21 protein-coding genes are annotated in these 20,525 nt (G+C 59.6%); 9 read left to right on the forward strand and 12 right to left on the reverse strand.

Annotation, left to right across the window (positions count from 1 at the left end; genetic code table 11):
- Positions 1-11: 11 nt before the first annotated feature.
- Both yidC and NQ559_RS11165 read left to right on the forward strand, forming a co-directional pair.
- Positions 12-1,958, forward strand: a complete 1,947-nt coding sequence (yidC, locus tag NQ559_RS11160; RefSeq protein WP_018695028.1) for a membrane protein insertase YidC — start codon at positions 12-14, stop codon at positions 1,956-1,958.
- Between the two features lie 557 nt (positions 1,959-2,515).
- On the forward strand, positions 2,516-3,370 hold the full coding sequence (locus tag NQ559_RS11165) for a YncE family protein (RefSeq protein ID WP_026318212.1): 855 nt from the start codon (positions 2,516-2,518) through the stop codon (positions 3,368-3,370).
- A gap of 276 nt (positions 3,371-3,646) precedes the next feature.
- On the opposite strand, the gene NQ559_RS11170 is transcribed toward NQ559_RS11165, so the two are convergent.
- From NQ559_RS11170 to NQ559_RS11185, 4 genes are all read right to left on the reverse strand, one after another.
- The gene (locus NQ559_RS11170) at positions 3,647-4,006 is read right to left on the reverse strand and encodes a winged helix-turn-helix transcriptional regulator (RefSeq protein WP_018695031.1); all 360 of its coding nucleotides are present in this window, start codon (positions 4,004-4,006) and stop codon (positions 3,647-3,649) included.
- Between the two features lie 22 nt (positions 4,007-4,028).
- On the reverse strand, positions 4,029-5,228 hold the full coding sequence (locus tag NQ559_RS11175; protein WP_018695032.1) for a class I SAM-dependent rRNA methyltransferase: 1,200 nt from the start codon (positions 5,226-5,228) through the stop codon (positions 4,029-4,031).
- Positions 5,225-5,836, reverse strand: coding sequence for a 3'-5' exonuclease (locus tag NQ559_RS11180; RefSeq protein WP_026318213.1), 612 nt, complete (start codon positions 5,834-5,836; stop codon positions 5,225-5,227). The genes NQ559_RS11175 and NQ559_RS11180 overlap by 4 nt, the downstream gene beginning before the upstream one ends.
- 89 nt (positions 5,837-5,925) lie before the next feature.
- Positions 5,926-7,860, reverse strand: a complete 1,935-nt coding sequence (locus NQ559_RS11185; protein ID WP_018695034.1) for a RecQ family ATP-dependent DNA helicase — start codon at positions 7,858-7,860, stop codon at positions 5,926-5,928.
- A 74-nt stretch (positions 7,861-7,934) separates the two neighbouring features.
- Here NQ559_RS11185 and NQ559_RS11190 point away from each other — a divergent pair, with 74 nt between their 5' ends.
- From NQ559_RS11190 to NQ559_RS11205, 4 genes are all read left to right on the forward strand, one after another.
- On the forward strand, positions 7,935-8,201 hold the full coding sequence (locus NQ559_RS11190) for a PqqD family protein (RefSeq protein WP_018695035.1): 267 nt from the start codon (positions 7,935-7,937) through the stop codon (positions 8,199-8,201).
- Between the two features lie 46 nt (positions 8,202-8,247).
- Positions 8,248-8,661, forward strand: a complete 414-nt coding sequence (locus NQ559_RS11195; RefSeq protein ID WP_018695036.1) for a hypothetical protein — start codon at positions 8,248-8,250, stop codon at positions 8,659-8,661.
- Positions 8,662-8,726: 65 nt separating this feature from the next.
- On the forward strand, positions 8,727-11,063 hold the full coding sequence (locus NQ559_RS11200; RefSeq protein WP_018695037.1) for a TonB-dependent receptor: 2,337 nt from the start codon (positions 8,727-8,729) through the stop codon (positions 11,061-11,063).
- A gap of 23 nt (positions 11,064-11,086) precedes the next feature.
- Positions 11,087-11,398, forward strand: a complete 312-nt coding sequence (locus NQ559_RS11205; RefSeq protein ID WP_026318214.1) for a heavy-metal-associated domain-containing protein — start codon at positions 11,087-11,089, stop codon at positions 11,396-11,398.
- A 324-nt stretch (positions 11,399-11,722) separates the two neighbouring features.
- Here NQ559_RS11205 and NQ559_RS11210 read toward each other — a convergent pair whose 3' ends face one another.
- Entirely contained in the window at positions 11,723-12,160 is a 438-nt protein-coding gene (locus NQ559_RS11210; protein WP_018695039.1) for a hypothetical protein, read from the reverse strand.
- Positions 12,144-12,710, reverse strand: coding sequence for an RNA polymerase sigma factor (locus NQ559_RS11215; RefSeq protein WP_018695040.1), 567 nt, complete (start codon positions 12,708-12,710; stop codon positions 12,144-12,146). Before NQ559_RS11215 ends, NQ559_RS11210 begins: the two co-directional genes overlap by 17 nt.
- 144 nt (positions 12,711-12,854) lie before the next feature.
- On the opposite strand from NQ559_RS11215, the gene NQ559_RS11220 reads away from it, so the two are divergent.
- On the forward strand, positions 12,855-13,268 hold the full coding sequence (locus NQ559_RS11220) for a hypothetical protein (RefSeq protein WP_018695041.1): 414 nt from the start codon (positions 12,855-12,857) through the stop codon (positions 13,266-13,268).
- 140 nt (positions 13,269-13,408) lie between these two features.
- On the opposite strand, the gene NQ559_RS11225 is transcribed toward NQ559_RS11220, so the two are convergent.
- Positions 13,409-14,128: an MBL fold metallo-hydrolase gene (locus tag NQ559_RS11225; protein ID WP_018695042.1), complete on the reverse strand. Its 720-nt coding sequence runs from the start codon at positions 14,126-14,128 to the stop codon at positions 13,409-13,411.
- Between the two features lie 643 nt (positions 14,129-14,771).
- On the opposite strand from NQ559_RS11225, the gene NQ559_RS11230 reads away from it, so the two are divergent.
- Positions 14,772-15,704, forward strand: a complete 933-nt coding sequence (locus NQ559_RS11230) for a hypothetical protein (RefSeq protein ID WP_154653990.1) — start codon at positions 14,772-14,774, stop codon at positions 15,702-15,704.
- Between the two features lie 168 nt (positions 15,705-15,872).
- On the opposite strand, the gene NQ559_RS11235 is transcribed toward NQ559_RS11230, so the two are convergent.
- The 3 genes from NQ559_RS11235 to rpmI all read right to left on the reverse strand — a co-directional run bounded on the left by NQ559_RS11235 (position 15,873) and on the right by rpmI (position 17,820).
- Positions 15,873-17,117: an MFS transporter gene (locus NQ559_RS11235; protein WP_018695045.1), complete on the reverse strand. Its 1,245-nt coding sequence runs from the start codon at positions 17,115-17,117 to the stop codon at positions 15,873-15,875.
- Positions 17,118-17,189: 72 nt separating this feature from the next.
- Positions 17,190-17,534: a 50S ribosomal protein L20 gene (gene rplT, locus NQ559_RS11240; protein ID WP_022333332.1), complete on the reverse strand. Its 345-nt coding sequence runs from the start codon at positions 17,532-17,534 to the stop codon at positions 17,190-17,192.
- A 91-nt stretch (positions 17,535-17,625) separates the two neighbouring features.
- Complete coding sequence (rpmI, locus tag NQ559_RS11245; protein WP_009598828.1) at positions 17,626-17,820, reverse strand: 50S ribosomal protein L35; 195 nt, start codon at positions 17,818-17,820, stop codon at positions 17,626-17,628.
- Between the two features lie 214 nt (positions 17,821-18,034).
- Here rpmI and NQ559_RS11250 point away from each other — a divergent pair, with 214 nt between their 5' ends.
- Entirely contained in the window at positions 18,035-18,703 is a 669-nt protein-coding gene (locus tag NQ559_RS11250) for an MgtC/SapB family protein (protein ID WP_026318216.1), read from the forward strand.
- On the opposite strand, the gene NQ559_RS11255 is transcribed toward NQ559_RS11250, so the two are convergent.
- Together NQ559_RS11255 and NQ559_RS11260 are read right to left on the reverse strand one after the other, a co-directional pair.
- Positions 18,681-19,769, reverse strand: a complete 1,089-nt coding sequence (locus tag NQ559_RS11255; protein ID WP_018695049.1) for an acyltransferase family protein — start codon at positions 19,767-19,769, stop codon at positions 18,681-18,683. The genes NQ559_RS11250 and NQ559_RS11255 overlap by 23 nt on opposite strands.
- A 3-nt stretch (positions 19,770-19,772) precedes the next feature.
- A complete protein-coding gene (locus tag NQ559_RS11260) occupies positions 19,773-20,405 on the reverse strand; it encodes a YiiX/YebB-like N1pC/P60 family cysteine hydrolase (protein WP_026318217.1) in 633 nt (210 codons plus the stop codon).
- Positions 20,406-20,525: the final 120 nt, after the last annotated feature.

Consider the following 20,525-nt stretch of genomic DNA (forward strand, 5'->3'; position numbering starts at 1 on the left):
AACATTTTTAAATGGATAAAAAAACAATTTTAGGTATTGTCGTCGTGGCGGCGCTTTTCCTGGGGTTCGCCTATTTCAATACCAAACAGCAAGAGAAATATCAGCAGGAAATGGCCGCGTATCAGGCCTATCAGGATTCTGTGGCCGCTGCGACGCGCCCCGTAGTCCCCGTAGCCGACAGTACGGCCGTGGCGGCTTCGGATACGGCTGCGCCCGAGGCTGCGGCAAATGCCGCCGATGCCGTACGCCGGCAGCAGGTCGCTGCGCTGGGCGAATACCTCGCCGGTGCGCGTGACGCGGAGGCGGAGGAGTTTACCGTCGAGAACGATGTGATGATCGTGACCTTTTCGACCCGCGGCGGCCGGATCACGGGCGTGACGCTCAAGGATTATACCAAGTATGCACCCCGCGGCAAGCGTGACCAGCTGATCGAGCTGATGGATCCCGCGAGTGCCAGGTTCGACCTTTCGTTCTACGTGAAGAACGGGTTGAACAACGTCAAGGTCAACACGATGGACTATGTCTTCCGGGCGCAGCCCGAGCAGGTCGAAGGCGATGCCCGGAGGGTGGTGATGCGCCTGCCCGTGGCAGCGGATGCCTGGCTCGAATATGAGTACCTTATATATAATAAGCAGGTGCCCGAGCGCGACTACCTCGTGGACTTCAACGTGCGGCTGGTGAATATGGCGCCGCAGATGGCCAACCAGGCGTCGATCGGTATCGACTGGTCGAACAATTCCTACCAGAACGAAAAGGGATTCCAGAACGAGAACATGTACACGACGATTTCGTACCGGTTCCCGGGCGAGAGCTCGATCGAGGATCTGGGGATGAGCGAAAAATCCAAGTCGAAGAGCATCTCCACATCGGTCAACTGGGTGGCTTTCAAGCAGCAGTTCTTTTCGTCGGCGTTCATCGCCCCGCAAAATGTCACCAACGCCAATCTGGCGTTCGATACGGCGGCTCCCGGTTCGGAATTGCTGAAGAGTTTTTCGGCGCAGATGACCGTGCCCTATACGGTGCAGACCGAAGGGTATGATTTCGCATTCTATTTCGGCCCGAACAAATACGCCATCCTCAAGAAGGTCGTCGCTGCGGACGGCGAGGAACTGCACATGGAGCGCCTGATCCCGCTGGGATGGGGTATCTTCGGCTGGGTGAACCGCTGGTGCGTGATCCCGGTCTTCGACTTCCTGCGCAACTATATCGCCAGCTTCGGCATCATCATCCTGATCCTGGTGATCCTGGTGAAACTCGTCATCTCGCCCCTCACGTACAAGAGTTACGTTTCGATGGCAAAGATGCGCCTGATAAAACCGCAGGTGGACGAGCTCAACAAGAAATACCCCAAGAAGGAGGACGCCATGAAAAAACAGCAGGCGACGATGGAGCTCTACAAGAAAGCGGGCATCAATCCCATGGGCGGATGTATCCCCATGCTGATCCAGATGCCGATCCTGATCGCCATGTTCCGTTTCTTCCCGGCTTCGATCGAGCTGCGCGAACAACCGTTCCTCTGGGCCGACGACCTTTCGTCGTACGACAGTATCGTGAACCTGCCGTTCTCGATCCCGTTCTACGGCGACCATGTGAGCCTTTTCGCCTTGCTGATGGCCGTGTCGCTGTTCGGGTATTCGTATTTCAACTACCAGCAGACGGCTTCGTCCCAGCCCCAGATGGCCGGTATGAAGTTCATGATGGTCTACATGATGCCGATCATGATGCTGTTGTGGTTCAACAGCTATTCGAGCGGCCTTTGCTACTACTACCTGCTGTCGAACCTCTTTACCATCGGCCAGACGTTGCTGATCCGCCGCATGGTCGACGACGATAAGATCCATGCCGTCATGCAGGCCAATGCCGCCAAACGGAGCAAGGGCAAGAAGTCGAAGTTCCAGCAGCGCTACGAGGAGCTCCTCCGCCAGCAGGAGGCGCAGCAGCGTACCAAACGCAAGTAAACGGTTCGCACCGGCGCAGGGCCGGCAGCGGGGATTGCCGGATACGGCGCAGGCCGATGCGTGAAGCCCGGTGGCCCGCGCGGTTCCGCGAAGCCCGACGATACGCGATATGAATAGGCCGGAGGCGGTTCCTGCGATGCGGGTTTCCGGCTCCGGCCTCGTTTTTGCTCCGTCGGGTTTGCGATCGTATATCCCGACTACGCGGCGGCGGCCTTTTCAGGTGTTGCCGGGCGTCGAGGCAGAAGTCTCCTCGGGAAGCGCTCAGGGGAGGAGCGGGCCGCGGGCGCAGCCGGGGCGGTACATAACAGCTGCCGGGGCGCGTAGCCGGGGGATGAAAAAATCCGGGCAGCAAGGCCGAAGTTGCCTCGGGGCGAGACGGAGTTTCGGGCGCGGCCCGAGAGGGGGCACGACAGCTGCCGGGGTACGAAGCCGGGTGTGAATCCGGGGCGCAGGATTTGGAGCACGGAAATCCAGGGGCGCAGAGTGGGGAACGAAAATCCGGGCCGTGAGGCCGGGCGTATCAAGTATATGATTGCCAAATAGTATTGCAGATAACGATGAAACGAACTTTTTTTGTATTGCTCCTGTTGGCGGCCGGAACCGCACTCCGGGCGCAGACACTGGGCGGGGAGTATCGCCTGTCGCGGGTTTTCCCGGTCGAAGGCCGGCAGGGGATCGCCGCTGACTCGAACTACTATTATGTTTCGGGCAGCACGGTGCTCTACAAGTACGACAAGCAGGGGCGGCTGGTCGCCCGTAACGGGCAGCCGTTCGAAGGGTTGCCGCTCGCCGCGAACCATATCGGCGATATCGACGTATGGAACGGTGAGATTTATGCCGGCATCGAGACTTTCGAAGACGGCAAGGGTGAGAATATCCAGATCGCCGTGTACGATGCCGACGACCTGACGTGGAAGCGGTCGATCGATTGGGAACCGGCTTCGGGGCAGGTCGAGGTGTGCGGGCTGGCCGTAGACCGCGACCGGAATATGGTCTGGATGGCCGACTGGGTCGACGGGCGCTACCTGTACGGTTATGACCTGGCGACGGGCAAGTATGTGCGCAAAGTCCACCTGCGCCCGGTGCCGCAGTGGCAGCAGGGGATATATATGGCCGGCGGGCAGATGCTCATTTCGGCCGACGACGGCGATGCCGACCTGGACGAGCCGGACAACCTCTATATTGCCGACCTGCGCGACGGGAAAAGCTATGCTGCGGTGTTGCCGTTCCGTATGATGTCCGATTTCCGGCGCGCGGGCGAGATCGAGGGGCTGACCGTCGACCCTGCGACGGATGAGCTGCTGGTACTTTCGAACCGGGGTTCGCGCATCGTGCTGGGAATGGTCAGGGGTTTCTACCCGGGGTACGACAGCGAACTGCACGAAGTGTATGTCTATGAAAAGGTAAAATAGGAAAAGTCCCGGAAGGGACTTTTTTTTGTTGAGGGTATGTGCCGGATGCCGATCTCGTTGTCGCCAGCCGATGCCTTTGCGGGCGCATTTCCGGGGGGGGCGATTGGCTCCCCTGTCTTGCTTGCGGGGCGCCCGGTTCCGCGGATGGGCGTTTCCCGTTGCTCGTTGTGGGAGCGTCCTTATTTTGCTGTCGGCTGACAACGTTTTGCCGACGGCTGACGACAGGGGGCTGTCCGCGGGTATTCGCTTGATTTGCCGGGCGGGCCCTGGCCGTCGCTATATCTTTTCCCGTTCCCGCTCTTCGAGGATGGCGTCGAAATTTTCCTCTGCCCACCCGATAAGCGCTGTGAGGTGGGGCATGAGCGACTCGCCGCGGGGCGTGAGCGCATATTCCACGCGGGGCGGCACCTCGGGGTAGACCTTGCGCGACAGCAGCCCGTCCTGTTCCAGCTTGCGGAGTGTCGATGTGAGCATCTTCTGCGAGATGTCGGCCGTCCGGCGGTGGATTTCCGAAAAACGCAGGCACCCGCTCGTATGGAGGTTGTAGAGTACCAGCAGCGACCACTTGTCCCCGAAGCGGTCGACGATATGGCGGATCGGGCAGTGGGCGTAGGTCGGGTGTGCGGTTTTTTCCATGTCCGTTCGGGGCGGTCTTTCCTTATTCTACATACAACACCAGTCCCTTGAGGTACTCGCCTTCGGGGTGGTAGATGCTCACCGGGTGGTCGGCGGGCTGCGTCAGCTGGTGCAGGATGCGCACGTTGCGGCCCGCGATGGCCGCGGCCGAGAAAATCATCGTGCGGAACAGCTCCTTCGACACCGCCTGCGAGCAGGAGAACGTGAAGAGGATGCCGCCGGGGCGTATCTGCGATATGGCGCGGGCGTTGAGGCGCTTGTAGCCCTGCATGGCATTACCCAGCACCTTGTGGTGCTTGGCGAAGGCCGGCGGGTCGAGGATGATCAGGTCGTATTTGTCTTCGATGTCCTTGAGGTACTCCACGGCATCGGCGGCCGTTTCCGTAAAGTTGGCCTGCGGGCCGAAGTTGAGTTTCATGTTTTCCGTGGCCAGCACGACGGCGCGTTCCGAAGAGTCCACCGAGCAGACCTTCTCGGCGCCACCGGCCATGGCATAGACCGAGAAGCCCCCCGTGTAGCAGAAGGTGTTGAGCACCGTGCGCCCCTTCGAGTAGCGTTTGACCAGCTCCCGGTTTTCGCGCTGGTCGAGGAAGAACCCGGTTTTCTGCCCCTGCTCCCAGTTGACGAGGAATTTCTCGCCGTTCTCCGTCACCACGTGCGCCGAATGGTCGGAACTTCCCCACAGGTAGCCGTCCACAGCACCCAGCTTGGCGTTGAAGGGCACGGTTTGCGAACTCTTGTCGTAGATGGCCGTGATGCGGTCGCCGTAGGCAGCCAGGATCGCCCGCGCGATGTCCTGGCGGGCGAGGTACATGCCGACGGAGTGGCACTGGATGACGGCCACCGTGCCGTAGATATCCACGACCAGCCCCGGGAGCCCGTCGCCTTCGCCGTGGACGAGGCGGTAACAGTCCGTGTCGGGGTTGTCCGTGAGCCCGAGCGTGCGCCGCACGTCGTAGGCCACGGCGATGCGCCGGTTCCACCAGTCCTGGTTGATCGGTTCCTTGTCGAATGTAAGCACACGCACGGCGATCGAGCCGATCTGGTAGTGTCCCAGGGCGATGAAATCGCCCGTGCGGGTGTATATTTCGACCAGGGCGCCTTCCGTGATTTCCGATTCGTCTTCGGCCTTGATGTGGTCGATGGCGCCCGAGAAAATCCACGGGTGGCGGCGCATGAGCGATTCTTCCTTGCCTTTGCGCAGGTATACTTGAGGTGTCATAATTCGGGATGTTTGATTTTGGGTGTGTGAAGCAGTCGGTCGTAGATCGCCGTGCAGACCCACGCATCGGTCGCGGCGTAGAGTTTTTGTTTGTCGGTGAATGTCGCGGCCTCCCAGTTACTCAGCCGCTGGGCCTTCGATACGCGCTGCCCCAGCACGATGGCCGAGAGTTTGCGCAGGCTCTTCTCCCCGATGCCCCATTGGGGGGCTATCGTTTGCAGGTCGACGAACCCTGCGTCGCGGAAATGGCGTATCTGGCGCAGCGAGCGCAGGTCGCCCGCGACGTCGGCGCCGATTTTCAGGATATCCTGACTTTCGAGCACCTGCAGGATCGGCTTGGCGAGCGGGATCTTGTTCAGCCGGAAGAGGAAGCATAGCTGCGGCGTGGAGAGTTGCAGCAGCGACACGCGGAACGTCACCCCCGGCCGGAACGACGGGCGGGTCTCGGTGTCGAAACCGATGACGCGTTGTTTCATCAGGAATTTGCAGGCGGGGACGATGTCGCGCTCGTTGTCGACGATGCGTATTTCGCCCCTGAATTCGATGGCCGGAAGCGCTGCGGCCTCCTCGTTGCTGATCTTATCCGTAAAGTTGTTTGTCGTAGTCATGCCGTGGAACATTCTCACAAAAATACGGAATTATTTCCGGAAAACGGCATGCGGGGCGATTTTTTACATCCCCGCGGGCGGTTGCGGCCCTATTTTAACCCGATTTTTCCATCCCTGCCCGTGCCGGCGATGCCTTCGTCGAGCAATTCGCGCAGCGCCCGGCCTATCTGCTGTGCCTCCCCGGGGAATTCCGCGGCCAGTTCGTGCGGGTCGGCTGCCCCGCGGGATAGCCTTTGCCGCAGTTTTTCGCGCAGCCCGCCGTCGGCCGACGGCGTGGCGCAGCCCTGTGCCTGCTGCTTCCCGGCACGTTTGTGTGCGAGGCAGATGTCGCATACGCCGCATGCCGCAGGGGCGCCTTCACCGAAATACCCTTCCAGAACGGCGCTGCGGCAACGGGTCTCGTTCGCGGCGTAGGCGAGCATGTGTTCGAAGCGTTCGCGCATCAGCTCCTGCCGCCGTTTGTAGGTCTCGGGGGCGATGTAGAGGTCGGCGCGGGGCAGCCGCTCCTCGTCCATGAAGAGGATCGGCGAGCGGTTGGAGGGGACGTAGCGGATCACGCGCAACTGCCAGAGGCGTTTGAGCAGCTCCTTGACCCGCTGTACGGTATAGCCGCTCCAGGTGGCGATCTCGCCCTCGTCGATCTGCCGGAATTCGGTGAAGACCCCGTTGTAGAGGCGCAGCAGCGTGCGGATGAAGTGATCCAGCTCGTCGCGCTGCACGCGGAGTTTGTAGAGGTCGTCGCGGCTCACGCAGAACATGATCCGCGCCGGGTTCTCCTGTGCGTCGGTCAGCGTCATGTACCCGTTTTGCTGCAGGAGCTTCAGGGCGCTTACGACCGTGCCGGAGTAGAGGTGCTCGCGGGCGCAGAAGTCGTGGATGTTGAACAGGAACGACGCCTGGGCACCGTCGCCGATGCCGACCTGCAGGTAGGAGCAGACCCGTTCGTAGATGTCCTTGATCTTTTCGAGCGGCGGGAATTCCTGCTCGAAACGCCGCACGATGCGTTCGCCGTCGTCCGACGAGACCAGCAGCAGGGCGTAGCTCCGCATGCCGTCGCGGCCCGCTCGGCCGGCCTCCTGGTAGTAGCTCTCGAGCGAGTCGCACATGCTGTAATGGGCGACGAAGCGCACGTCGGGTTTGTCGATGCCCATGCCGAAGGCGTTGGTGGCGACCATCACGCGCGTCCTGCCCGAGACCCACTCCTCCTGCCGCAGCGAGCGTTCGGCATGCCCCATGCCCCCATGGTAGGCCGCGGCCGTTATACCCTCCCTGCGCAGCATGTCGGCGACCTGCTCGGTGCCTTCGCGCGTACGGACGTAGACGATGCCCGAGCCGGGGACGTTACGTACCAGGCGCAGCAGCTGCCCGTTCTTGTCGTCGGTGTGGCGGACGCTGTACGAAAGGTTGGGACGTGCGAAGCTGCTCCGCAGGATATGCGGTTCGGCGAACCGCAGGTGGCGCATGATGTCTTCGGCCACGAGTTTCGTGGCCGAGGCCGTGAGCGCCAGCACCGGGACACCGGGCAACTTCTCGCGCAGCTCGGCGATACGCAGGTACGAAGGGCGGAAGTCGTAGCCCCACTGCGAGATGCAGTGGGCTTCGTCGACGGCCACGAGTGATACGTTCATGCGCACGACGCGCAGGCGGAAGGCTTCCGTCGCGAGCCGCTCGGGGGCGACGTAAAGGAACTTGACGTCGCCGTAGACACAGTTGTCCAGCGCGATGTCGATTGCACGCGGCGAGAGCCCCGAATGGATCGCCACGGCCGGGATGTGCCGTGCCCGCAGGCGGTCGACCTGGTCTTTCATCAGGGCGATCAGGGGCGTCACGACGATGCACAGCCCCTCCTGCGCAAGTCCGGGGATCTGGTAGGTAAGCGACTTTCCGCCGCCCGTGGGCATCAGGGCCAGGGTGTCGCGCCCGTCCATCACCGAACGGATGATACGCTCCTGTACGGGGCGGAATTCGGTGAAGCCCCAGTAGCGTTTCAGCACGTCGTATATCTTGTCCGCTGCCCTTTCCATGAATACAAAGGTAGGAAAAATTAGGTGTTTCCCGGAATTTTTTATACTTTTGCATCGGATTAGACGTTCGACAAATGAAGATAAGCGAAAATTTCAAAGTGCGCGAGATGGCGGGGGAGCATGTGATCATCATGCCGGGCCGCTGCGGTGCCGACATGACCCGTATTCTGGCGCTCAACGATTCGTCGCTCTATCTTTGGGAGGCGCTCGGCGGCAAGGACTTTACCACCGGGGATGCAGCCGCCCTGTTGTTGGAGCGTTACGACGTGGACGAAGCCACCGCACAGCGCGATGCCGAGGCCTGGGCTGCGAAGCTCGCCGAATGCGGCGTGCTGGAGTAACCGGCGGCACGTGTCCGGCGTACGGACGGAAAACTTGAAAGGTAGCATGAAATTGAAAAGACTCATATCGCTGTTGCTGCTCGCCATCTACCTGACGGCGTGGGGCGGCCCTGCGTATGTGTCGCTTTCGTGCAAGTGCGTCACGATGTCGTCGCATGTCTGCTGCCACCACTGCCAGCACGGCGCCGATGCCGCGGGTGCCGGCGAGTCGCTGAAGGCTCCCTGCTGCGGCAACCACCATTCGACCGAAATCGAACTCTATACGGGTTCCTCTTCCGATAACCACGAGAAATTCATCCGCTGCACGGTCACCGACCTGCCGCCCGCATTGGTTGCGGAGGCTCCGGTTGCGGCCGACCTCAAGCTTTTCGGGGAGACGCTTCCCGAACGCGGCGCTCCTTTCGTCATGCGGGGCCATGTGCGCTCCGCAGGGCTTCGTGCCCCTCCCGCATTGGCTTAAAACCTTTTTGGGACGGATGCTGCGCGCATCCGCCCGCAAATAGTTTTAACCAATAACGGAATGTAATGAAAATCAACAAAATCATTTTATCTGTTTCTTCCCTTGCCGTGTGCGGTACCCTCTGCGCACAGGATTTGCGGGGTGTAGTCCGCGACGCCGACAACCAGCCGCTGGTGGGCGCTTCGGTTTACTGGGAGGGTACTACGATCGGTGCCAGCACCGATGCCCAGGGGGCGTTCCTGCTCCACCGGGTAAAAGGTTACGACAATCTGGTCGCCTCGTATCTGGGATATGTGAACGACACGCTGCGTGTGGCAGGCGGTGCGGAGCGTATCGAATTCACACTCGCTTCCGAAGGCGTAGCGTTGGAGGACGTGGTGGTCGAGGGTAACCTGAGCGGCAACTTCGTCAAGCGTGACGGCATCGTCAAGGGCGAGATGATCTCGTTCGCGGGCCTCTGCAAGATGGCCTGCTGCAACCTGGCCGAGAGCTTCGAGAACTCGGCGTCGGTGACCGTCGGGTACAGCGATGCCATTTCGGGCGCACGGCAGATCAAGATGCTCGGCCTGGCAGGTACCTACACTCAGATACTCGACGAAAACCGCCCGATCATGCGCGGGCTGAGCGCCCCCTACGGACTGAGCTACACGCCCGGCATGTGGCTCAATTCGATTCAGGTATCGAAAGGCGTGGCGTCGGTGACTGCCGGGCATGAGGCCATCACGGGGCAGATCAACCTCGAGCACCGCAAGCCGACGGACGACGAGAGGCTGTTCGTGAACCTCTATCTGGACGACGAACTGCGCCCCGAGGCCAACATCTCGACGGCGTTCCCCGTCACGAAGGACAAGAAACTGTCGAGCGTCATCCTGCTCCACGGTTCGATGGATACCGACGTCCGCAAGATGGATCACAACGACGACGGATTCCGCGACCTGCCGATTTCCGACCAGATCAACGTGGCCAACAAGTGGCTTTATGCGGCCGATAACGGTACGCAGATCCGCTGGGGATGGAAATTCGTACAGGAGAACCGCCTGGGCGGTATGCTCGACTACAAGAATTCGATGCGCGACGAGATGGAGAAGAACTGGGACTGGAAGGAGACGGGCGCCGATATGCCCCTCTACGGTTCGAAGATCCGCAACCGCGGCGCGAACGGTTATTTTAAAATAGGTATGCCCGTCGGCCCGTCGGTCTACGATGCCGACGAGCAGGATGAGATGCGTTCGAACCTGGCTTTCGTGGCCGATTTCGACCACTTCAACGAGAACGCCTATTTCGGGCTGAACGACTACCGCGGCAATGAGAATACGCTCTCGCTGAACCTCATGTACAACCACTATTTCACCTACCGGTCGTCGCTGATCGTCGGTGCACAGGGACATTTGCAGTACTACCGCGAGAGTTTTGCCAACAACACCCCGTGGATTGCGGCGGCTCCGGCTACGCTCTACGACTTCGACCGCAACGAGCAGGAAGTGGGTGCCTATGCCGAGTATACCTATTCGATCAAGGACAAGTTCTCGGTCGTGGCGGGTATCCGCGGCGATTACAATGCGTTTTATGACAAGTTCTTCGTGACGCCCCGCGGGCATATCCGCTGGAACATCACCCCCTCGACCACGCTGCGCGGCTCGGCCGGCCTGGGATACCGTTCGACCAATGTCATCACCGACAACATCGGTATGCTGGCGACCGGACGGCAGATCGTAATCCCCGATTTCGACGGTTTCAACCGGCTGGAGAAGGCACTTACGGTGGGCGGAAGCCTCACGCAGACCTTCGGGCTGGTCAGTCCCGGCGACGCAACGCTGAGTTTCGACTATTTCCGCACGCAGTTCTACAATTCGGTGATCGCCGACCAGGAGTACAGCGCCGACCAGATCGTGCTCTATAATTCGGACAAGCGTTCCTATACGGATACCTACCAGATCGACTTTTCGTGGACGCCTGTCGAACGGTTGGACATCTTCGCCACGTTCCGTTATACGGACAGCGAGATGACGATCGACCGCCCCGACGGAAAGACCGCCCGCGTGGAACGGCCGCTGGTGAGCCAGTACAAGACGCTGCTCAATATCCAGTACGCCACGAAATTCCGCCGCTGGGTGTTCGACGCGACGGCACAGCTGAACGGCCCTGCGCGCATCCCGACGCAGACGGGCGACCTGGCCGACGACAAGTATTCGCCGCGCTACCCGATGTTCTTCGCCCAGATAAGCCGCAAGGTCGGCAAGTTCGACATCTATGCCGGTTGCGAGAACATCGCCGACTACCGCCAGCACGACCCGATCCTCAATGCGGACAACCCCTATTCGACGGGTTTCAACTCGATGAACGTATGGGGGCCGCTGATGGGGCGCAAATTCTATATCGGCCTGCGGTTCAATTTGTATTGATTAACCTTTAAATAAACACCAGGATGAAGAAAATTTTAATGCTGTGCCTTGCACTCGTGATGGGTGTGGGCATGTGTGCAGCGCAGAAGGCTGCCGACAAAAAGACGGTGACGACGGTTTTCACGACCGACATCGACTGTGAACACTGTGTCAAGAAGATCATGAACAATGTCCCCTCGCTCGGCAAGGGCGTCAAGGACGTGAAGGTCGACCTGCCCAAGAAGGAGGTGACCGTGGTCTACGATTCCACGAAAAACAGCGACGATAATATCGTCAAGGGTTTTGCTTCGATCAAAGTCAAGGCCGAACCGAAAAAAGCCGACACGAAGAAATAACGCCGGCGGGTTTTGTTATCGGAAAGGGAGGACAATATTGTCCTCCCTTTTGTTTCGGTCGGTGGGCGGGCTCCTGTGCAGCCGTCGGTTTCCCCCGATCCGCTATTCACTGCCCGCCGTTCGGTGCCCACAGCCCACTGGTGCCCCTTGCTCACAGCCCTCTGCCCATTGTCCGCCGTCGGCCGTCTGCTGATCGCTGTCCATTCTCTGCGGTGGGTCTGCCGTCTGGTATCGTACGGCAGCCGATAAGGGTCGGTGCATGCCGAACGACGGCCGGGAGTGTTCCGCATGCCCGGAATCCGCCCGGTTGCCGGTGTGCCCGGTTTATCGGTGCGGGTGTGCGTTTGTTTTCGCGGCATTGTGCCTGCGCCTGCGCAGGCAGAGGTCGAGCCCTGCGAGGGCGAGGAACGTCGCGGCGATAAAGACGTAGAACAGGGACAGCCGCCTGCTTTCGGCCGGGAAATCCGGTTCGGGAAGTTGCATGGAGCCCAGGCCGGGCAACGCGGGTCTGTCGGGGAGTGAGGGCATGTCGGGCAGATGCAGCCCGACGCCAGGTTCGTACCATAAATACCAGGCGAGTCCGGCGATCACCGCCAGCAGGCAGAATACGCCCGCCGTGCCCAGCAACCATGTTTCGCGCCGCTCGCGCCGTTCCGATTCGCGTTCCAGCCGTTCCATGAGGCGTACGCAGAACCCTTCGGGCAACTGCGTGCCCGGAGCTTGCTCCAGCGCACGGCGGATTATGTTATGTTTCGTTTCCATGCAGTAGCGTATTTACCAGTATATACAGTTTTTTGCGGATGCGGTGAAGACGGACTTTGACGTTGGACTCCGACATCTGCGTGATCCCGGCGCATTCGCTTACGGAGTACTCCTCGTAGTAGAAGAGCGTAACGAGCGCCCGCTCTTCGGGCTCCAATTCTCCGACGGCACGGGCCAGTGCGTCGAGGTATTCCTGTCTTCCCTCCCAGGCATCCATCCGCTCGGCTTCGCTGTCGGGCAGGTTCGCCAGCCGCGCCTGGTCGATGCAGGCCCATTCGCGTTTGCGGCGCCGTGTCTCGGAGACCGCCGTGTTGTAGGCGATCCGGAAGAGCCAGGTCGGGAACGAACTGTGCCCGTTGAACCTGTGCAGGTTGCGGAACGCCTTGAGGAAAACGTCCTGAGCCAGCTCCTCGGCATCCTCTGCGCAGCCGACGATGCGGGAAACCAGCGTGTAGACCACCCGCCCGTACCGCCGGGCAAGGATGGCATACAGATCGGTTTCTCCGTTTACGATCCGTCGGATCAGCTCCAGTTCCTCCTGTTGTTGCATTGCTATCTGGTTAGACGCATTTTGCCTGGAAAGGTTACATGCCGACGCCGTTTTTCCGGAACTTGTAACCTTTTTCGCGGAGTTGCGTCTAATAAGGCAAAGATCGCAAAAACGAATTGGTAATCTTTAATACTTTTAAAAATTATGATGGATTTTATTTTTGTCCCCTTGGTCGTAGGCGTGATTACGCTGGGAATCTACAAGTTCTTCGAATTGCTCGTGTGCCGTCGCGAGCGCCGCATGATTATTGATAAAATGGACGGCAATACCCTGATCGACTACCTGAAGTTCGTACCGATGGGTGTGAGGATCGGCGCTCCCGTGTCGGTGCGTCCCGTGTCGGGCGGGGTGTCCGGAACCCTGAAGGCCGGTTGCCTTTTACTGGGCATCGGTTTCGGGCTGCTCTTCGCCTTCATGTTGCTGAACTGGTGTGCCTATGATGCTTCGTACGAAATGCGGAGCATCGTCTACGGCGGGTCGGTTCTCTGCTTCGGCGGTGTCGGACTGATCGTTTCGTTTGTCGTCGAGCGCAATATCGTCGGCAGGGAGTGCAAATAACCCGGCTTTTCCGGATGGAAAAAGGAGTATCCCTCTTTTGGGGGGATACTCCTTTTGGTTTTGCCGGGGGCCGTGCGGCGCACCGGGGGCGGAACGGTTTGCCGGAGCCCGGACGCCTGCCGTTTGCCGGCCGGGCGGCCTTATTCCATCGGCCGGATACGCACCTCGGTCACGCCTTCCAACTCCCGTACGAGACGGTCGATGTCGGTCTTTTCCTCGACTTCGCCGTAGTGGTAGGGGTAGAATATCGTCGGCCGGATCGCCTTGACGGCTTCGACGGCCTGGTCGACGGTCATCGTGTAGGGCTGGTTGACCGGCAGGAAGGCGATGTCGATATTCTTCAGCGCCTTCAATTCGGGCGTGGGTTCGGTATCGCCGGCGATGTAGATGCGCGAGCCGCCGAGGGTGAGGATATAGCCGCAGTCCTCGCGGTCTTTGGGATGGAATTGCAGGTGCCCGTCGGTCGTGTTGTAAGCGGCCACGGCCTCGACTTTCAGGTAATCGCGCGGCGTGGCGACGCTGCCCGGGCGCATCGTGTAGCAGTTCATCTCGAACGCCTCGGCCGACGTGCGGTCGCAGAGTATCTCGGTCTGCGGGGTCTGGATCGCTTCGACGGCTGCCACGTCCAGGTGGTCGTAGTGCGAGTGGGTGATGAGCACCACGTCGGCCTTGGGCAGGGCGGCGTAGTCGGCATAGCCGCTTACGGGATCTACGTAGATGTATTTTCCCCCGGCCTCGATCGCGAGCGAGGCGTGTTTGAAAAAGGTGAGCGTGATTTGCGTGCCGTCGCGCGTAGTCAGCGTGTCGGCAGGGTATTCGGGAGCTTTCTTTCCGCATCCGAAAAACGATAGGAACGACATAAGCAATAAGAATTTTGGGTTCATGCTCAAATATTATACATTACAATGCCAATATAATGAAAAAAAGTGAAATATTCGTACCTTTGAGCCGCAATCGAACCCGAAAAAACGATAGGGACGGTTTCCGGGATGTTTTTCGTACCGGTTCCGGCGTACTCTATAGCGGCGGGCGTCCCGGCGCAGGCTGCGGACAGGAAACAGGCATCTGCAAGGTTGCGGAGAAACGCCGGGTGCCGAAGATGGCGTTCCGCGTGCCAGGCGGACGGCAGCAGCCGGGGACGGATCGCCTGGTTCAAAACCCGGACATCCCGACGCGACGCCCGGGCCGGATGGGAGGAACCCTGCCCCCCCCGGAGGTGCCCGGGGCGGCCGGCCGGGTCGCGGCGGTGGAGGGCGAAGTCCGATGCCGGAAAAACGGCTTGGAGGGCGGATGGGTGTGCGGCCTCTCCCGGAAGGCAGGGGTGCGGGGCGGAAGAGCCGTTCGCTGAGGTTGGTACGTTGCGTGTGACAGGCTCGCTGCCGGAGTTTGTCCGTCCGGGTTGCCGGATGAAAATAGAATAATTTGCATATTTTTTATGCCTTGGCGCAGTATTTTACGAATCGGGACGTTTATAAGAGTAAAGTATTATTAAAATTACATATGATGAAAAAAATTTTGTTTGTGGCGGCGGCGGTAGCGTCGATGGTTTTCACCGGGTGTATCAACGAGGACGACACCTATAAGAAGTTGCAACCGGTTCAGCAGGGGATCAACATCTACAACTGGACATCCAGCCAGTATTCCATGGCGACCGAGCAGGCCAACATAGGTATGCGTATGGCGATGCTCGTGGCCGAAGCCGACAAGCAGGGGGTGGAAAAACTCGAGGACGTGAAAATCGAAGGCGTCTCCATCAAGAGCAAGTTGCTCGGTACTTCTTCGACGATCGAAAAGACGACCACCGGTTACAAAATCACCTTCAATCCTGCATATATGGATCTGGACGGCTATTCGCGCGAGGGTGCCGTGCTGATCGACACGGGCGAGGCCCCGCTGCTCGAAGAGGCCGTGGCCGGAAAGGTCTGGACGGTGACGTTCGACGAAAAACTGGTGCTGACGGCCACCAACGGCAATGCGTCGGTAAAGGCTTCGCTGGTGGGCGGTTCCACGCAGCTCTACAACGATGAGAACGGAGCCTATGCGATCAGCATTGCGAACCAGGCCTGCTACCTCGATTCGGGCAGCAATTTCACTTCGAATTGGGGCGGCCGCATGACGTTGAAGCCCGAGAACATGAATTTCACCTATTCGGATTGCGTGGGCGAGAAGTTCGTCGTGAAAGAGGGATTGCTTTACGGCCCTTCGTTCTATACGATGGACAATGCAACGCATCTGGAGCTGAGCATGACGCTCTCGAATGTCGAGTACTATACGAAGTCGAGCATCAGGGAGGGTAAGATCGAAGCGATGATGACCGGCGGGTATGATTTTACTGCCTTCCCCTCACCGAAAGTGACGGTGCAGTATGCCGTGAGCGCCGACGGTAAGAAATTGCTGACGACGATTACTTACAACGGGAATACGGTGACGATCTGAGCCATAGCGGCAAAAGTAAAAGCGGTGCGAAAATTCGCACCGCTTTTTTATTTTCCGGGCGGCCTGTTTGCCGAGCGGCAGGGTTTCCGGGCGTGTTTTGTCGGGCGCTTGCCCCGGTGATGCCCGGGTATACGGTTTCTTGCTGTCGCCCCGTGGCTTGACCGGGATTTACTTCCCGTCTGTTGCCTGTGTCTGGTGCTCCGCGCTTTTTGACTGCCTGTCGAGCCGCATGACCGAGGGGATGCAGAAAGCCGTGAGTCCGAGCGTGCAGATCACCAGTCCTGCGATGACGAAGGTCGTGGTGAGCCCGACCTGTTCGGCCAGGAACCCCGTACCGAGCAGTCCGATAGCCGACGGAAGCAACCCGAAGCTGTAATAGAGCGACATCACGCGCCCCAGGACACCCGCGTCGATGCGGGTCTGTACGACTGCCACGAACGATGCGTTGAAGATGCCGCCCGCGATGCCCTCGATGCACGAGAGCACGGCGAAGAGAGCGAAGGCCCCCGGCGAAAGCATACCCGACAGCGTGAACGATACGCCGACGATGAAGTTCATCAGGTTGATCAGGACGATGCGGTTGACCCGGTAGACGCGTGCGCCCATGATGGCGCCGCCGACAAGCGCGCCGCCGCCCCATACGATCTCAATGAGGCTCATGTCATAGGTGCTGCCGCCGAAATGTTGCAGGGTCATCAGCGGGAACATCACGCCGACGGGCATGATGAAGAAGAGCACGAGGATCGTCAGCGTGAAGAGCCATGCCATTCCCGGTACGGCGGTGATGGCGCTGAATCCCTCGCGGAACTCCCTCCAAAGATTCGGTTTGAGTGTGCTCCGCACGGGATTGGGGATGTGTACGAACAGCAGCGAGGTGCAGGCGATGATGGCGCCGGCGACGTCCAGAAGCAGGATATTGCCGATGCCCGTGAAGCTGATGAGCACGGCGCCCAATGCCGGGCCGATGATGTTCGACAGCGAATTGATGATCTGGTTGACGCCCGCCACCCGGGTCAGCTGGGCCTCGGGAGCCAGCAGCGGCACGGAAGCCTGCATGGATGGCGAATGGAAGGCCGATCCCACGGAGCGGCAGGCCAGCAGGATGTAGATATGCCACATCTGCGCCACGTCGAACCAGAAAAGCACGGCCAGGATGAGCGTGCAGAACGCGATGAAGCTGTCGGCCAGGATCATCGTGCGTTTGCGATCCCATCGGTCGACGTAGACCCCGACGACCGGGCCCAGCAGCGATTGGGGCAGCATACCCGCAATTGCTGCCAGCGCCAGCACCTCGGCCGAACCGGTCTCGATACTCATCCAGAAGATGATCGCGTAGCCGACGACCGAGCTGCTGAGGATCGAGGCGAGCTGCCCGCTCCAGATGATCCCGAATGTCTTTTTCCAGTTTTCCATGCTTGTTTCGCTGTGATGCCAAAAAAGGCGGACACCGAGGTGTCCGCCGCTGCAAACCCTTCGCAGAAGGGTTTATTTAACTGCTTTAACTATTGCCTCGAATGCTTTTGGCTCGTTCATCGCCAGGTCGGCCAGAACCTTGCGGTTCAGTGCGATGCCCTTGGCGTTGAGTTTGCCGATAAATTGTGAATAGGTCATTCCCTGTGCGCGGACTGCGGCGTTGATACGCATGATCCACAGCGAGCGGAATGTCCGCTTTTTGAGCTGGCGGTGTGCATATGCATACTGCAAACCCTTTTCGACCGTGTTTTTCGCAACGGTCCAAACATTTCCCCTTGAACCAAAGTTACCTTTGGCAAGTTTCAAAACTTTTTTTCTACGTGCGCGTGATGCAACGGCGTTGACTGAACGTGGCATACTTGTAAAGTTTTTGAAGAGCTGTCAGCGACGCGGTTCTCCCGCGTTCTTCGGGGCTGATTCGCTCCGGTTAATAAATTCCGCAGGTCGGTTACTTGACCAGCAGGTTCTTGATTTTGGCCTCGTCGGCCGCAGAAACCGTACCCGAGTAGCAGAGGTTACGCTTCTGTTTCGTCGTCTTTTTGGTCAGGATGTGACTGTGATAAGCGTGTTTACGCTTGATCTTTCCTGTGCCGGTGAAGGTAAAACGCTTCTTCGCAGCGGCATTGGTTTTCATTTTCGGCATTGTCGTAAATAGTTAATTAGTTAAACTTAGCCTGCAAAGATAACAAAAATTCGGCATACCGCAATCGCGGGGCTGAAAAATCTCCCTCTTTTTATTCCCGTTGCGCAGTTATTGCAGGGAAACGCCGGGCTGCCTGCCGCCTGTGTCCCCGGGCGGTTTGCGTTCCCGATAATTTTCCGTATATTTGGATTTGCAAATCAAAAACCGCAGGATGATGGAGATGGAGTGGGATTTTATCATACGCTTGTGCGTGGCGGGCCTTTGCGGTACGGTGATCGGCCTCGACCGCGAATACCGGGTCAAGGATGCGGGTTTCCGTACCCATTTTCTGGTGGCGCTGGGCAGCGCGCTGATGATGATCGTGTCGCAGTACGGTTTCGCCGACATCCTGACGCATACAGGCGTGGGGCTCGACCCCAGCCGCATCGCTGCGCAGGTGGTGAGCGGCATCGGCTTCATCGGGGCGGGTACGATCATCATCCACCGGCAGCTGGTGCGCGGGCTTACGACGGCGGCGAGCCTTTGGGCCACGGCGGGCATCGGGCTTGCGGCCGGGGCGCACATGTATATCGTGGCGGCTGCGGCTACTCTGCTGACGCTCTTCGCGCTGGAAGTGCTCACACTCGTGTTCGGGGGATTGGGGCGCCGCAGGACGATGGTGATCTTTTCGGCTGCGAGCCGGGCTGCGGTCGACGACATGTTCAACGAATTGCAGAGCCGCGAATATGCGGTGATCTCCTATGAGGTCGAGGCGCAGCGCGGCGCAGACGGCATCGTCTACCGGGCCACCCTGGTCATCCGTGCCAAGGGAAATGCCGATGAAGACCGCTATATCGACCTGCTGCGCGAGAATCCCGACATTACCGTCGAACGGATCGTCTGAGCCGGTCGTACAGCACGCAGAAAACCATTGGCACGGCAATCCCGGCCAGGGTATAGGGTATCCACCACCAGGGCGATCCCGTGGGAATGACCGGGTGGCAGGCCAGGCTGCGGAGCGGGTAGTGGCAAACCCACATCTGAAAGAGTATCACCAGTTTGAAAACGGGGACGTGCCAAAGCATGATCGCCATCGTGTGCCGTCCCGTATAGTCCAGCATACGTGTCAGCCAGTTGCCGTATGCCGCGAGGCGGCTTGCGGCGGTGACGAGCAGGTAGCATCCTGAGCATACCAGCACGACGAAGAACACCGGGTTTGCGAAAAGTCTCCCGCCGAGGTTGACGCGGCAGCCTGCGGCTGCCGCCGCGAGCAGGATGACCAGGCAGAGCGTTGCGATGCGCCCGTCCAGCGGGATCCGCGCGCGGAAGATGCGGAAGAGTTTTCCGAGATAGATTATCCCTGTAATGGCGAATGTCCTGACGGCGATCCACTCGCCCGGAATGCCCGACGGATGGCGGGCGAGCAGCATGGCGACCGTAAACAGGAACAGGATGGAGCCCCCGCGCAGCCGCTCTGCCCCGGCCTGCGTCGGTGCGAGTTTCCGGGTCGCCAGCGTGATGCAGAAAAAGAGCATCAGCCCGAGGAACAGCCCTTGCAGAAACCAGAAGGGCGCCAGCATCTGCTCGTGGTGCAGGAACAGGAATACCCTTCCCAGCGTCCGGAGCAGTTCCGGGGTGTCGTAGGGCAGGATGGCCTCCCGGGCGCTGAAGTCGTAGGCGATCAGGTGCCACTCCAGGAATCGGTTGTGCAGCAGCACGAAGAGCGTGCCCAGGACGGCGTAGGGCAGGTAGAGGCGCCGGAGCTTGCGGCCTATGAAACGCCCCGGGGCGGCGGTCTGTCCGTCTTCGAAGAAATAGCCCGCGACGAAAAAGAAGACGGCCGTGTTGAAATAGTAGGTGAAGGTTTCCAGCGGTGTCAGGATCGCGGCGTGTGAAATCACCACCGCTACGATGCCGAGGGCCTTGACGATCGAGAACGCCGTGTCATGGTGGTGTGTGCCGGTGCCCATCGGTCAGAAATAACGGTGCACCTCTTCGAGGAGCTCCTCGCGTGCCATGTCGTTGGGATTCGTGCCGGGCAGCCCTTCGGGAACCTGCTCGCCCTGTTGGTCGAACAGGTCGGCCCAGAATTGCGGCAGGGTTCCGTCCGCGGCGCGGAAGTTCATCGGCCGCGCCGTGAAAAGCGGGGTGCCGTCTTCGGCGCGGTAGCTTTCCCACACCAGTTCGCTGCAATAGAGTTTCTCCCTTCCGGGCCGGAACGAATAATCGTAGGGGACTCCGAGGAAGCTGCGTGCACGGCGGACGGCAGCCGCGATGCCGGCCGTGTCCTTCAACCGCATGGCAACTACTGCCGGGTGTCCGTCGATTTTTGCGGAGCGTCCGAGAAATTCCGCCAGTAATGTGAGCCGGACGCCGCCGTCGGTCGTGGCTTCGAGCACCGAATCAGCTCCTCCGCCTACGACGGCGATCCCCACGTGTGAGAAATTCAGCGGCCCTTCTTCGCCCGTCGCGGCCGTGATCGCCCCGGTCATCTCCGTGGTTTTTCCGGCCTGGAAGAGCAGGTCGCCCGTGTGCAGGCGATCGCGGTTTTGGCCGCAGGAAATGACCAGCAGAAGCATACCTATATATATTAAAGCCTGTTTCATAGTCTCCGCCGTTCGTTTTTGCAAATATATTAAAAATTTTTCACAACTAACTCGCTGACCGATAGCCGTGTGTAAAAAAGGTGGTGAAATTGTCGAAAAAAAGTCCCGGAATTATTTGGA

It is taken from the genome of Alistipes onderdonkii (genome assembly GCF_025145285.1).
Classification (GTDB): Bacteria; Bacteroidota; Bacteroidia; order Bacteroidales; family Rikenellaceae; genus Alistipes; species Alistipes onderdonkii.